General features: G+C 68.6%; 12 protein-coding genes. 8 read left to right on the top strand and 4 right to left on the bottom strand.

The features are described 5' to 3' along the window. The first annotated feature begins 50 nt into the window (after positions 1-50). Positions 51-1406, top strand: coding sequence for a type III glutamate--ammonia ligase (gene glnT, locus ACT54R_RS13965; protein WP_476327236.1), 1356 nt, complete (start codon positions 51-53; stop codon positions 1404-1406). 73 nt (positions 1407-1479) lie between these two features. Here the strand turns inward: glnT and ACT54R_RS13970 are convergent, their stop codons facing one another. The 4 genes from ACT54R_RS13970 to ACT54R_RS13985 all read right to left on the bottom strand — a co-directional run bounded on the left by ACT54R_RS13970 (position 1480) and on the right by ACT54R_RS13985 (position 4319). Next, on the bottom strand, positions 1480-1920 hold the full coding sequence (locus ACT54R_RS13970; protein ID WP_168456545.1) for a cupin domain-containing protein: 441 nt from the start codon (positions 1918-1920) through the stop codon (positions 1480-1482). 147 nt (positions 1921-2067) lie between these two features. Then, positions 2068-2679, bottom strand: a complete 612-nt coding sequence (locus ACT54R_RS13975; RefSeq protein WP_476327238.1) for an OmpA family protein — start codon at positions 2677-2679, stop codon at positions 2068-2070. A 44-nt stretch (positions 2680-2723) separates the two neighbouring features. Beyond that, the gene (locus tag ACT54R_RS13980; RefSeq protein WP_051460615.1) at positions 2724-3071 is read right to left on the bottom strand and encodes a cysteine rich repeat-containing protein; all 348 of its coding nucleotides are present in this window, start codon (positions 3069-3071) and stop codon (positions 2724-2726) included. 279 nt (positions 3072-3350) lie between these two features. After that, entirely contained in the window at positions 3351-4319 is a 969-nt protein-coding gene (locus tag ACT54R_RS13985) for a LysR family transcriptional regulator (RefSeq protein WP_476327240.1), read from the bottom strand. A 109-nt stretch (positions 4320-4428) separates the two neighbouring features. Between ACT54R_RS13985 and ACT54R_RS13990 the strand changes: the two genes are divergently transcribed. From ACT54R_RS13990 to atzF, 7 genes are all read left to right on the top strand, one after another. Continuing rightward, positions 4429-5682 carry a sarcosine oxidase subunit beta family protein gene (locus tag ACT54R_RS13990; RefSeq protein ID WP_168456543.1) on the top strand — a complete coding sequence of 418 codons (1254 nt, stop codon included), beginning with the start codon at positions 4429-4431 and terminating at the stop codon, positions 5680-5682. 179 nt (positions 5683-5861) lie between these two features. Further along, complete coding sequence (locus ACT54R_RS13995; protein ID WP_168456542.1) at positions 5862-6131, top strand: sarcosine oxidase subunit delta; 270 nt, start codon at positions 5862-5864, stop codon at positions 6129-6131. Continuing rightward, the gene (locus ACT54R_RS14000) at positions 6128-9082 is read left to right on the top strand and encodes a sarcosine oxidase subunit alpha family protein (protein ID WP_476327243.1); all 2955 of its coding nucleotides are present in this window, start codon (positions 6128-6130) and stop codon (positions 9080-9082) included. Before ACT54R_RS13995 ends, ACT54R_RS14000 begins: the two co-directional genes overlap by 4 nt. Next, entirely contained in the window at positions 9075-9683 is a 609-nt protein-coding gene (locus ACT54R_RS14005; RefSeq protein ID WP_476327246.1) for a sarcosine oxidase subunit gamma, read from the top strand. The genes ACT54R_RS14000 and ACT54R_RS14005 overlap by 8 nt, the downstream gene beginning before the upstream one ends. A gap of 94 nt (positions 9684-9777) precedes the next feature. Next, complete coding sequence (gene purU / locus ACT54R_RS14010) at positions 9778-10647, top strand: formyltetrahydrofolate deformylase (RefSeq protein ID WP_476327248.1); 870 nt, start codon at positions 9778-9780, stop codon at positions 10645-10647. 70 nt (positions 10648-10717) lie between these two features. Then, a complete protein-coding gene (locus tag ACT54R_RS14015; RefSeq protein WP_476327250.1) occupies positions 10718-10936 on the top strand; it encodes a hypothetical protein in 219 nt (72 codons plus the stop codon). A gap of 192 nt (positions 10937-11128) precedes the next feature. Beyond that, the gene (gene atzF, locus ACT54R_RS14020; protein ID WP_476327252.1) at positions 11129-12913 is read left to right on the top strand and encodes an allophanate hydrolase; all 1785 of its coding nucleotides are present in this window, start codon (positions 11129-11131) and stop codon (positions 12911-12913) included. Positions 12914-12979: the final 66 nt, after the last annotated feature.

A 12979-nucleotide genomic window follows, 5' to 3' on the forward strand; every position in this document is an offset into this window, starting at 1 on the left:
GGCGCGGCCTTTTTCAAAGAATACCGCTTCCAAATTCCGGGGACTTTCGCATGGACCACTTCCGCTATCCGCTCCGCGAGGCCGAAGGCCGCGCTTCCGCCGCCGCGCAGATCGACCTCGCCAAGGTCGCCAAGGAACGCGGCATCAAGTATTTCCTGATTTCCTACGTGGACCTCTTCGGCGGCCTGCGCGCCAAGCTGGTGCCCGCCGCCGCCATCGGCCCCATGCAGAAGGAAGGCGCGGGCTTTGCCGGCTTCGCCACCTGGCTCGACATGTCCCCGGCCGATCCCGACCTCTTCGCCGTGCCGGACCCGACCAGCCTCATCCAGCTGCCGTGGAAGGAAGAGATCGGCTGGCTCGCCGCCGACCTCTTCATGGACGGCAAGGAAGTGGAGCAGGCGCCCCGCACGCTGCTGAAGCGGCAGCTCGCCGCCGCGGCGCGCCTCGGCTACGAGATCAAGACCGGCGTCGAGTGCGAATACTTCCTCATCACGCCGGACGGCAAGGGCATCTCGGACACCGCCGACACCGCCGAGAAGCCCTGCTACGACCAGTCCGCCCTCATGCGCCGCTACGATGTCATCAAGGACATCTGCGACGCCATGCTGAAACTCGGCTGGGGCGCCTACCAGAATGACCATGAGGACGCCAACGGCCAGTTCGAGATGAACTGGAACTACGACAACGCGCTCCTCACCGCCGACCGGCACGTCTTCTTCAAATACATGGTGAAGACCATCGCCGAGCAGCACGGCCTGCGCGCGACCTTCATGCCGAAGCCCTTCATCAACCTCACCGGCTCGGGCTGCCACGCCCATGTGTCCATGTGGCAGAAGGGCAAGAACGCCTTCTCCGATCCCAAGGGCGAGCTGGGCGTCTCGGAGCTCGGCTACCACTTCATCGGCGGCCTCATCCACAATGCGGACGCGCTCTGCGCCCTCACCAATCCCACGGTGAATTCCTACAAGCGCATCAACGCCCCGCGCACGATCTCGGGTGCCACCTGGGCGCCGAACACTGTCACCTACACCGGCAACAACCGCACCCACATGATCCGCATCCCCGATGCGGGCCGGTTCGAGTTCCGCCTCGCCGACGGCGCGGCCAACCCCTACCTGCTGCAGGCGGGCCTCGCCGCCGCCGGCCTCGACGGCATCGAGAACAAGCGCGATCCGGGCAAGCGCCTCGACATCAACATGTACACCGAGGGGCACAAGGTGAAGGGCGCCAAGCGCCTGCCGCTCAACCTGCTCGACGCCATGCGCGCGCTGGAGAAGTCCAAGGTGCTGGCGGATCGCCTCGGCAAGCCCTTCGTGGACGGCTACCTGAAGCTGAAAAACGAGGAGTGGAACGCCTTCTCGCGCCACCTCACCCAATGGGAAAGGGACAACACCCTCGACATCTGAGCCCTGCTCTGTCGGTTGTCCCCGGGAGCCCGGCGCATTCCCCTGCGCCGGGCTCTCACCTTTTTTGAACACCTCACTCCGGCGCGGGCGTCGCCAGCGGCTTGTCCTTTTCGACGATGTAGGTGATGGCGAGCTTCGTCTTGTCGCCGCCCACCTGGAAGGCGTGCGGCACCTCCGGCGGGATCTGGAAGCCGTCGCCCGGCGCCAGCGTTCGGTCGGGCTGGCCCTTCACCGAGAGCACGCCGCCGCCGGCGATGAGATAGGTGCTCTCGATGCCGGGATGGGTGTGGCGCGCGACCTTCAGGCCGCCGTCGAACTCCGCCTCCATCAGGATGGCGACGTATTTGTCCCCCGGCACGTCGGTGCGGCCGAGCACCTTGCGCGTGATTCCGGTTGGGGCGGGGGCGGGGGCGGCTTGTCCCTGTGCCATGGCCTGCGTGCCGCCGACCTCAATCGCGGCGAACCCCGCCAGCGAGCAGATGGCGCAGGAGATGAACCGGCGTCGAGCGAGCATGATTTGTCCTCCCAGCTTTGGCCCGCGCGCCGCGCAGGCGCTTTAGGATAGTGGGATTTCCGTCCGCCGCGAGAGACACGATCACCGCAAATGAAGAAGGCGCCGCCCCAGGGGACGGCGCCTCCTTTTCAAGGGTATGGGCGTGCGTCAGCGCTGGGCGACGTAGGGCGCGAGGCGGCCCACGGTGAAGATCTGGACACGCCGGTTGATGGGGTCGGTCGGCTTCTTCGGATCGAGCAGCACTTCCTCGCCGAGGCCCACCGCTTCAAGACGGGTGGGATTGATGTTGAACACGCTCACGAGCGCGCTCACCACCGCGTCGGCGCGGGCCTGGCTGAGCTTGAGGTTCACGTCACGCGGGCCGGTGACATCCGTGTTGCCGGTGACGATGAACTTGTAGCCGTGCAGGATGGGGTTGTGCATGGCGTCGGCGATGGCGCCGAGGGTGCCGTAGGACGACGGCTCGATGATCGCCGAGCCGAGGCGGAACTGGATCTGCACGTTGATCTGCGGCAGCTGGTCCAGCTTCAGGGCCAGCGACGGGCGGGTGAGCTGCTCGCCCGGATTCTGGGCCATGTGGGTCTGAACCATGCTGCGCAGCTGCTGCGCGGTGATGGTCGGGGCCTTTTCGCTCAGGCCTTGCAGACCCTGGAGGATCTGGCCATCGGAGAGCGCAGTCTGGGCATAAGCGGGGGTGATCGCCGGCACGGCGGCAGCGAGCAGCGCGGCCAGCGCGAGGCGGGTCAGAGGCGAGGTCATCGCAAAGCGTCCTTCGTTCGGGTGCGAGGATGTGGAGAGGACGCTCAGCGGTAGCCGGCGTTGGTGATGGCGGCGTTGCATTTGTCGCTCACGACCCGCGTCGCCTGGAGCAGGCAGGAGAGCAGATTGCCGTCCTGCGGCACCATGCCGGGGCACAGGCGCGCCGTGTCGGCCGAACAGACCTCCTGAATGGAATCCTGCGCCGCATCCCGCTCGGCGATGGAGGCCTTTGCGGTCGCGTAGTCAGCTTTGCACTTGGCGCTGACCTGATTGATCTTGCCGTCCATGCAGGCGAGCAGCTTGCCCTCGCCCAGATTCACGTTGGAGCAGAACTTGTTGATGTCCGCCCCGCAGCTGCGTGCCAGGAGCGCGCCGGCCTGCGCATAGCTCATGGTCTGGGCGCCTGCCGCAGAGGCAGACCCAGCCAGGATTACCGCTGCAAATAGAACTCCGCCGATCTTCATGATTTTCCCCAGCCCGTCTCAAGTGAAGTCTTCAAGACGACGTAGGGGTATCATCAAACGGTATCGGCCGACAGCGGGCATGGACATGACCGGCACCGGACTTTTCGGGACAAACTTAACGGCATGAGGAAAGCTTGACTGTTCCCGCATGAACGGGACGGCGTCATTAAGCTTGGCCTTGAGCGTTGGGCGGATATCGTGCGCCGGCTATTCGAGCGTCTCGCCGAGCCACGGCAACGCGGCGCGCAGGGTCGGCAGCACATCGTTCTCCAGCGTCTGCCGGCAGAACCGCGCCACGTCGTGCGGCAGGCGGCCGAGTTCCTGCCGCCGGCCGATCAGCGTCAGGCTGCGGGAAAAGGCCGGCCCCGGCAGCGGCGCGTACTGGAGCCGGTCGCGATCGAGCCCCGCCTCGAAGATGCAGAGCGGCGTCGTCACCGCGAACCCCTCCCCCGCCGCCACCGTGGCGGAGACGCCGAAGGGCGTGTCGAACTCCAACCGCCGCGGCAGGTCGAGCTTGAGACGGCGCAGATGCCGGTCCACCTCGATACCGGTGCGCGAGCGGGCGGAAAAGCGCACCAATGGCAGGCGTTGCGCCAGGCGCGTCACCTCCTCGACCCGCTCGGGCGCCCTCTCGCCGGCGGGCAGCAGCAGCACATAAGGCTCGGTGAGGAGGGGGAAACGCTCCAGCCCCTCGATGTCGGCGAGTTCGTCCACGCCCACCAAAAGATCGAGCTGGCGCGAGAGCAGCGCGCTGGCATGGGCGGCGGTGAGGCCGGCCAGCAGCGACACTTCCTCCGCCACCGCGCACAGCCGCCCGGCCAGAGGCGCGGAGAGCGCGCGGGAGAGGGAATCGACGAGGCCGGCGCGGATCAGGGGCAGGCGGCCGTGCTCGGTCTCCTTCAGCGCCGGCACGATCTGCCGGGCCTCGGAGAGGAGCGCGCTCGCCTTCTGCCGCAATACGCCTCCGGCCGCCGTCAGCCCCAGCGGGCGGACGCTGCGATCGAACAGCGCGACGCCCATGCGCGTCTCCAGCTCCGCCACCGCCTGCGACACCGCCGGCTGAGTGAGGCCGAGCCGCCGAGCCGCTCCCGCCATGGCGCCGGCCTCGCAGACTGCGAGGAAGATTTCCAGCGCCTTCAGATCGAACGGCAGAACCTCGCGCACCGGCACCCTCATAGAATAAGCAGGATTTATATTACCTGTGGTTTCGGGCGCGGCTATATCTTTTCCAAAGGGGTGCATCGGCGTCCGCGCCGAGGGGCTCCCAAGGGTCCCGAGGGGTTCAATGTCCCGCTATTCAGTATTCAGCCTGATCGCCAATGCGCTCAACGGCCAGAAGGGCTGGACGCCCGCCTGGCGCGATGCGGTGCCGAAGCCCTCTTATGACGTCATCATCGTCGGCGGCGGCGGCCATGGCCTCGCGACCGCCTATTACCTCGCCAAGGAGCACGGCATCCGCAACGTGGCGGTGCTGGAGAAGGGGCATATCGGCTCCGGCAATGCGGGGCGCAACACCACGATCATCCGCTCCAATTATCTGCTGCCGGGCAACGAGCCCTTCTACGAGTGGTCCATGAAATTGTGGGAGGGCCTGGAGCAGGACCTCAACTACAACGCCATGGTCTCCCAGCGCGGCATTATCAACCTCTACCACTCGGACGGCCAGCGCGACGCCTATGCCCGGCGCGGCAATGCCATGCGCCTCGCCGGTGCCGATTCCGAACTGCTCGACCGCGAGCAGGTGAAGGCGCTGTGCCCCTTCCTCGATTTCGACAACTCCCGCTTCCCCATCAAGGGCGGGCTCATGCAGGCCCGCGCCGGCACCGCGCGCCATGATGCTGTGGTGTGGGGCTATGCCCGCGCCGCCGACAAGCTGGGCGTGGACATCGTGCAGAATTGCGAGGTCACCGGCTTCATCCGCGAGGGGGACGCGGTGGTGGGCGTGGAGACCAATCGCGGGCCCATCCGCGCCGGCAAGGTGGGGCTTGCGGTGGCCGGCTCCACCTCGCGGCTGACCAAGCATCTCGGCCTGCGCCTGCCCATCGAGAGCCATGTGCTGCAGGCCTTCGTCTCGGAAGGATTGAAGCCGCTGGTGCCGGGCGTCATCACCTTCGGCATGGGGCATTTCTACGTCAGCCAGTCGGACAAGGGCGGCCTCGTCTTCGGCGGCGACATCGACGGCTACAATTCCTACGCCCAGCGCGGCAACCTGCCCGTGGTCGAGGATGTGGCCGAGGGCGGCATGGCGCTGATGCCGCTCATCGGGCGGCTGCGCATGCTGCGCTCGTGGGGCGGTCTCGTGGACATGTCCATGGACGGCTCGCCCATCATAGATGTGGGTCCCCTGCCCGGCCTCTTCCTCAACACCGCGTGGAACTACGGGGGCTTCAAGGCGACGCCCGCCTCCGGCTGGTGCTTCGCCTGGACCATCGCCAAGGAAGAGGCCCACCGCTTCAACGCCGCCTTCCGCCTGGACCGTTTCCGCACCGGCCATGTGATCGACGAAAAGGGAGTCGGCGCCCAGCCGAACTTGCACTGATGGGCGCGCAGATAACATCGACCGTCGTGCTCCGGCTTGACCGGAGCACCCATCTCTCCGCCAGGCACAGCGCCCGGCCCCAGCATGGACCCTCCGGTCAAGCCGGAGGGCGACGGCGGAAGGCGGGCGGAACGCCGGCTCTGCCACTCCCCCCTCACCCCTCCACCCGGACCTGACCCATGCGCATCACCTGTCCCTATTGCGGCGCGAGGTCGTCCCATGAATTCGCCTATCTGGGCGATGCCGCACCAACCCGGCCGGACCCGGCCGCGCCCGACGCCCCGGACGCCTTCAACGCCTATGTCTACGAGCGCGACAACGTGGCCGGCGTGATGGACGAACTCTGGTATCACTCCGGCGGCTGCCGCCGCTGGCTCACCGTGACCCGTGACACCCGCACCCACGCCATCACGGCCGTGCGCTTTACCCGGACGGAGGCGGCCGAATGACCCGGCTTTCCGCAGGCGGGCTGATCGACCGCAGCCGCACCCTCTCCTTCAGCTTCGACGGCAAAAGCTACACCGGCCATCCCGGCGATACGCTGGCCTCCGCGCTGCTCGCCAACGGCGTGCGGCTGGTCGGCCGCTCCTTCAAGTATCACCGCCCGCGCGGCATAGTCACTGCCGGCTCGGAAGAGCCGAACGCGCTGGTGGAACTGCGCTCCGGCGCCCGGCGCGAGCCCAACACCCGCGCCACCACCGTGGAGCTGTTCGACGCGCTGGACGCCACCAGCCAGAACCGCTGGCCCTCCCTCGACCACGACCTGCTCAGCATCAACCAGCTGGTCTCGCCCTTCCTCGGCGCGGGTTTCTACTACAAGACATTCATGTGGCCCGCCGCCTTCTGGGAGAAGGTGTACGAGCCCATGATCCGCCGCGCCGCCGGCCTCGGCCGTGCCGCCGAGACGGCGGACCCGGACCATTACGAGAAGGCCACCCATTTCTGCGACGTGCTGGTCATCGGCTCCGGCGCGGCGGGCCTTGCGGCGGCGCTTGCGGCCGGGCGGAGCGGCGCGCGGGTGGTGCTGGCGGACGAGGACTTCCGCCTCGGCGGGCGGCTCCTGTCCGAGCAGGCGGAAATCGACGGCGGCAGCGCGGCGGATTTCGTGGCGCGGGCGCTGGCCGAACTTTCGAGCCTGCCCAACGTTCGGCTCATGCCCCGCACCACCGTGTTCGGCGCCTATGACGGCGGCGAATTCGGCGCGGTGGAGCGCGTGAGCGACCATCTTGCCGTCCCCGCCCCCTTCCAGCCCCGCCAGCGGCTGTGGCGCTTCATCGCCAAGCGCTCCGTGCTGGCGGCGGGCGCCTTCGACCGGCCCATCGTCTTCCCCGGCAATGACCGACCGGGCGTGATGTCGGCGCTGGCGCTCGCCACCTACGCCACGCGCTTCGGCGTCGGCGCGGGGCCGCGCACGGCCGGCTTTACCAACAACGACCACGCCGTCGCCGCCCTCCTTGATGCGGCTGCGGCCGGCGTGAAGCTGGAAGCCATCGCGGACGTGCGCGACGCCGTGTCCCCGGCCCTCGCGGCACGGGCGAAGGCGCTGGGCGTCGATCTCCTCACCGGCAGCGAGGTCATCGCCACCTCGGGCAAGTGCCTGTCGGGCATCACGGTGCGCACGCCCAAGGGCATCCGCACCCTCTCCGTGGAGGCGCTGGGCGTCTCCGGCGGCGCGACACCCAATGTGAACCTCACCTGCCACCAGGGCGGCAGGCCCATCTGGCGGGAGGACATCGCCGCCTTCGTGCCCGGCGCAGTGCCGGTGGGCATGGCGGTGGCGGGCGCCGCAGCCGGCCACCTCACCCTCGCCGAATGCCTCGCGGACGGCACGGCGCTGGGCGCCGCAGCGGCGGAAGATGCGGGCTTTGCCCCCGTTGCCGCGCCTGCTCCCGTCGCAGCCGATGCGCCGAACGGCCTCAAGGCTTTCTGGCAGGTGCACGCCAAGGGCCCCGCTTTCGTGGACCAGCAGAACGACGTCACCGCCAAGGACGTGGCCCTCGCCCATCGCGAAGGCTTCCGTGCGGTGGAATTGCTGAAGCGCTACACCACGATGGGCATGGCCACCGACCAGGGCAAGACCTCCAACATGGCGGGCCTCGCCATCATGGCGGCGCTCACCGGCAAGGGCATTCCCGAGACCGGCACCACCGTGTTCCGGCCGCCCTACACGCCCGTGGCCCTCGGCGTGCTCGCCGGCCACCATCGCGGCGTGGACTTCAAGCCCACCCGCCCGACACCCACCCACAAGTGGGCGGAGGAACAGGGTGCGGTGTTCGTCGAGACCGGGCAGTGGCTGCGCGCCGCGTGGTTCCCGAAGGCGGGCGAGGACTGGCAGGCGGCGGTGAACCGCGAGGTGAAGGCGACGCGCGAGAGCGTTGGCGTCATCGACGTGTCCACCTTCGGCAAGATCGATCTTCAGGGACCGGATGCCGGCGTGCTGCTGGATCGCGTCTACATCAACATGTTCTCCACCCTCGGCGTGGGCAAGGCGCGCTACGGCGTGATGCTCCGCGAGGACGGGATCGTGATGGACGATGGCACCACCGCCCGCCTCGCCGACGACCATTATGTGATGACCACGACCACCGCCAACGCCGCCAAGGTGTTCCAGCATCTGGAATTCTGTCTTCAGGTGCTGTGGCCGAAGCTGGACGTGTGCCTCGCCTCCATCACCGAGCAGTGGGCGCAGATCGCCGTCTCCGGCCCGCGCTCCCGCGATGTGCTGGCGAAGCTCGTGGATGGCGCGGATGTTTCCAACGCCGGCCTGCCCTTCATGGGGGCGCTTCAGACGACCGTGATGGGCGGCGTCGAGGCACGCATCTTCCGCCTCTCCTTCTCCGGCGAACTCGGCTATGAGATCGCGGTCCCGGCCCGGCATGGCGACAAGCTGATGCGGGCGATCATGGCGGCCGGCGCGCCCTATGGCATCACGCCCTATGGCGTCGAGACGCTGGCCGTGCTGCGCATCGAGAAGGGCCATGTCTCCGGCAGCGAGCTGAACGGGCAGACCTCCGCCCGCGATCTCGGCCTCGGCCGCATGGCCTCCACCAAGAAGGACTTCATCGGCCGCGTGATGGCGGGACGCCCCGCCTTCACCGATCCCGAGCGGCCCACCTTCGTCGGCTTCCGCCCGGTGGACCGGAGCGCGCGGCTCAAGGCCGGGGCGCATTTCCTGGCGCTCGGCGCGGCCGCGACCACCGAGAATGACGAGGGCTACATGACCTCCGTCGCCTGGTCGCCCATCCTCGGCCACTCCATCGGCCTCGGTCTCCTCAAGCGCGGGCCGGAGCGCATCGGCGAGAAGCTGCGCGCCTATGACCCGGTGCGCGGCGGTGACATCGAGGTCGAGGTGTGCTCTCCCCACTTTGTCGATCCCGAAGGGGAGAAGCAGCGTGTCTGATCTCTTCCAGTCCCTCTCCCCCGCCCACCTCGTGCCGGCCGGGCACTATGGCGTTGAGGGCGCCACCGGCGTCACGGCGCAGGTGGTGGCGAACCTCGCCGCCGCGATGCTGGTCGCCCGCAAGGGCAAGACCGGCGCGCTGATTGCCGCCGTCACCGCGGCCGGCCTGCCGCTGGTGGATGCGCCGAAGGCAAGCTTTGGCGCCGGCCTTGAAGCCGTCGGCACTGGCCCCGGCAAGTGGCTGGTGTTCGCCGAGGGATCGACCGGCGCCGCGCTGCGCCGTCGCCTCGAAGAACTGGCGGCCGGCCTTGGTGCCGTCACCGACCAGAGCGACGCCAATCTCGTGCTCGACATCGCTGGCCCCAAGGCGCGCGAAGCGCTGGCGAAGGGCGTGGCGGTGGACCTCGATCCCCGCGCCTTCCAGCCGGGCGATGCGGCGACCACGCCGGTCTCCCACGTGGGCGTCACCTTCTGGCAGCGCGACGACGCGCCGACCTATCGCTTCGCGGTGGGCAACACCTTCGCCCCGGCCTTCCTGCGCTGGCTGGCGGCGAGCGCGGCGGAATACGGCTTCGTGCTCGCAGGCACCCACCGAGGTTGACGGCAGCGCGGCGCGCGCCTCCTCTCCGCACCCGAATTCATCTGAGAGCGGCGCCCGGCTGCGTCACACGCGCGGCGCCATAAAAGGACGCATCATGACCAGCCCCAACGAGCCGTTCATTCTCGCCTTCTCCTGCCCCAACCGGCCGGGCATCGTCGCCGGCGTCTCGACCTTCCTGTTCGAGAAGGGCTGCAACATCCTCGAGGCGCAACAGTTCGACGACACCGAGACCCGCCGCTTCTTCATGCGCGTGGTGTTCAACGTGGTGGAGGGCGAGGCCAGCCTCGCCGAGATCCGCTCCGGGTTCGCGGCGGTGGCGCAGACCTTCTCGCTGAGCTTCACGCTCCGGCCGGTGGCCGAGAAGCGCAAGGTGCTGCTGCTCGCCTCCAAGTTCGACCACTGCCTCGCGGACCTGCTCTATCGCTGGCGCATCGGCGAGATTCCGATGGAGATCGCCGGCATCGTCTCCAACCACCCGCGCGAGACCTATGCCCATCTGGATTTCGACGGCATCCCCTTCCACCACCTGCCGGTGACCAAGGCCACCAAGCTGGAGCAGGAAACGCAGGTCTGGGAGATCTTCCAGTCCTCCGGCTCGGAACTCGCCGTGCTCGCGCGCTACATGCAGGTGCTGTCGGACGGGCTGTCGGCCAAGCTGTCGGGCAAGTGCATCAACATCCACCACTCCTTCCTGCCCGGCTTCAAGGGCGCCAAGCCCTACCATCAGGCCCATGCGCGGGGCGTGAAGCTCATCGGCGCCACCGCCCATTACGTGACTTCTGACCTCGACGAAGGCCCGATCATCGAGCAGGACGTGGAGCGCATCTCCCACCAGGATTCGCCCGAGGATCTCGTCCGCAAGGGCCGCGACATCGAGCGCCGCGTGCTGGCCCGGGCCATCTCCTGGCATTTGCAGGACCGGGTGCTGCTGAACGGTTCCCGCACCGTGGTGTTCCGCGACTAACCTCAAAAAAGGGAACCCGGCACCGGGGCCGGGGCGTTGAGGGGGCGATATCCACGACAAGGAGAGCCCCATGCAACGCCAGGGCATGCTCATCGCCGCGGCCTTCGTGCTGGTCCTCGCGCTGGTCGCGGCGAACATGTTTTCCAACCGCGGCACCCCCGCGCCGAGCGAGACCGCGCCGGAGAACATCACCGTGCCGCGCGGCAATCCCCCGCCGCTGACCACGGCGCCCGATGCCCCTCCCGGCCGCACGCTCGCGCCGTCGGAGCAGAACGGGACCCGTCCGTGAACGGCGCCTAATTTCTAGGCATGAGCCCCGTTTCCTGCGCCCCGCTGCGGCAAATCCAGCCGCGGCGGGGCGCAGTTCGTTCAATCCAAATACTTGATAAAATTGCAATTATCAGAAATTGCATACAAGTGGCGCGCTTCCTGCTAGACCCCTGCCATCAGGCGCGTGGAGCGCCGTCCATCAGGGTAGACCATGCAGACCGTCGCCAGCCTCCTCGAAGCCCACAGGTCCGGCCTCCGCTCCGTCTCGGAAACGGTGCGCGGCGTCTATGCCCGGCTCGCGGTGCATGACGACCCGGCCATGTTCATCACCCTCCGCGAGGAAGCCGATGTGCTGGCCGAGGCCGCCGCGCTGGAGGCTGCCGGCAACACGGGGCTGCCGCTCTACGGCATCCCGGTGGCGGTGAAGGACAACATCGACGTCGCCGGCCTGCCCACCACCGCCGCCTGCCCGGCCTTCGCCTATGTGCCGGAGCGCGACGCCACCGCCGTGGCGCGGCTCAAGGCGGCGGGCGCGCTCATCATCGGCAAGACCAACCTCGACCAGTTCGCCACCGGCCTCGTGGGCGTGCGCTCGCCCTATGGCATCCCGCGCAATTCGGTGAACCCGGAGCTGGTGCCGGGCGGCTCCTCCTCCGGCTCGGCGGTGGCGGTGGGCGCGGGCATCGTGCCGGTGTCGCTGGGCACCGACACCGCCGGCTCCGGCCGCGTGCCGGCCATGCTGAACAACATCGTGGGCCTCAAGCCCTCCCTCGGCCTCGTGCCGAATACCGGCCTCGTGCCGGCCTGCAAGTCGCTGGACTGCATCTCCATCTTCGCCCTCACGGTCGATGACGCCATGGCGGTGCTGAACGTGATCGCAGGTTTCGATGCGGAGGATGCCTATTCCCGCGACCTGCCCGTCGCCCCGCTCGCGGCCGCGCCTCCTGCGCCCGTGCTCGGCATCCTGCCCGAGGCGCAGCGGGAGTTCTTCGGTGATGCCGAGTCGGCCGCCGCCTATGAGGAGGCCCTGGAGCGGTTCGCGTCGCTGGGCGCGGTGCTGAAGGAGATCGATTTCTCCGCCTTCGCCGAGACCGCGCGCCTGCTCTATGAGGGGCCGTGGGTGGCCGAGCGCTGGATCGTCGCCGAGCCGCTGCTCACCACCGATCCCGAGGCGGTGCATCCGGTCACGCGCGCCATCACCGAGCCCGGCGGCAAGGCGAGCGCGGCGGATACCTTCCGCGCCATGTACAAGCTGAAGGAATTGCGCGCCCGCGTCGCCCCCATCCTCGCCGGCATCGACGCTCTGCTGCTGCCCACCGCGCCCTCCGCCTACACGGTGGAGGAAGTGCTGGCGGACCCCATCCGCCTCAATTCGCGCAATGGCACCTACACCAATTTCGTCAACCTGATGGACCTGTGCGGCATCGCCGTGCCGACCAAGATCACGGCGGCCGGCGTGCCCTATGGCATCACCCTCCTCGCCCCCGCCGGGAAGGATGGAGAAATGGCGGCGCTAGGCCGGGCCTACGTCGCGGCGGGCACCCTGCCGCTGGGCTGCGGCCATGCGCCGGCGCCCGCCCTTCCGCCGCTTGCGCCGGCGCAGGAGCCGGGACGGCTCGATGTCTGCGTGTTCGGCGCCCATCTCTCCGGCATGCCGCTCAATGGCGACCTCAAGGCCATGGGCGGACGCTTCGTGCAGGCGGCGAAGACGGTGCCGTCCTATCGCATGAAGCTTCTGCCCGGCGCCGTGCCGCGCCCCGGCGTGGTGCGGGTCAATGCGGACGGCGCGGCGGTGGAGGGCGAGGTGTGGTCCCTGCCCTTCGAGGGCGTCGGCCGCTTGCTCGCCACCATCCCGTCGCCGCTGGGCCTCGGGCAGGTGGAACTGGACGACGGCACCCGCGTCACCGGCTTCCTCGCCGAGGCGGCAGCGCTCGACGGGGCACGCGACATCACCGCGTTCGGCAGCTTCCGGGCGTTCACCACAGCGGCCGAATGAGCGACACGGCTGACTGAAGGGAACCGCACAAAAGCGTGCGGAGGGGCCTCGACAGGCTGGACAAGG

This window comes from Xanthobacter sp. DMC47, from assembly GCF_056313845.1.

Coding starts and splice junctions, on each gene's coding strand:
- glnT (WP_476327236.1), top strand. CDS start 51: ATGGACCACTTCCGCTATCCGCTCCGCGAGGCCGAAGGCCGCGCTTCC.
- ACT54R_RS13970 (WP_168456545.1), bottom strand. CDS start 1,920: ATGCTCGCTCGACGCCGGTTCATCTCCTGCGCCATCTGCTCGCTGGCG.
- ACT54R_RS13975 (WP_476327238.1), bottom strand. CDS start 2,679: ATGACCTCGCCTCTGACCCGCCTCGCGCTGGCCGCGCTGCTCGCTGCC.
- ACT54R_RS13980 (WP_051460615.1), bottom strand. CDS start 3,071: ATGAGCTATGCGCAGGCCGGCGCGCTCCTGGCACGCAGCTGCGGGGCG.
- ACT54R_RS13985 (WP_476327240.1), bottom strand. CDS start 4,319: ATGAGGGTGCCGGTGCGCGAGGTTCTGCCGTTCGATCTGAAGGCGCTG.
- ACT54R_RS13990 (WP_168456543.1), top strand. CDS start 4,429: ATGTCCCGCTATTCAGTATTCAGCCTGATCGCCAATGCGCTCAACGGC.
- ACT54R_RS13995 (WP_168456542.1), top strand. CDS start 5,862: ATGCGCATCACCTGTCCCTATTGCGGCGCGAGGTCGTCCCATGAATTC.
- ACT54R_RS14000 (WP_476327243.1), top strand. CDS start 6,128: ATGACCCGGCTTTCCGCAGGCGGGCTGATCGACCGCAGCCGCACCCTC.
- purU (WP_476327248.1), top strand. CDS start 9,778: ATGACCAGCCCCAACGAGCCGTTCATTCTCGCCTTCTCCTGCCCCAAC.
- ACT54R_RS14015 (WP_476327250.1), top strand. CDS start 10,718: ATGCAACGCCAGGGCATGCTCATCGCCGCGGCCTTCGTGCTGGTCCTC.
- atzF (WP_476327252.1), top strand. CDS start 11,129: ATGCAGACCGTCGCCAGCCTCCTCGAAGCCCACAGGTCCGGCCTCCGC.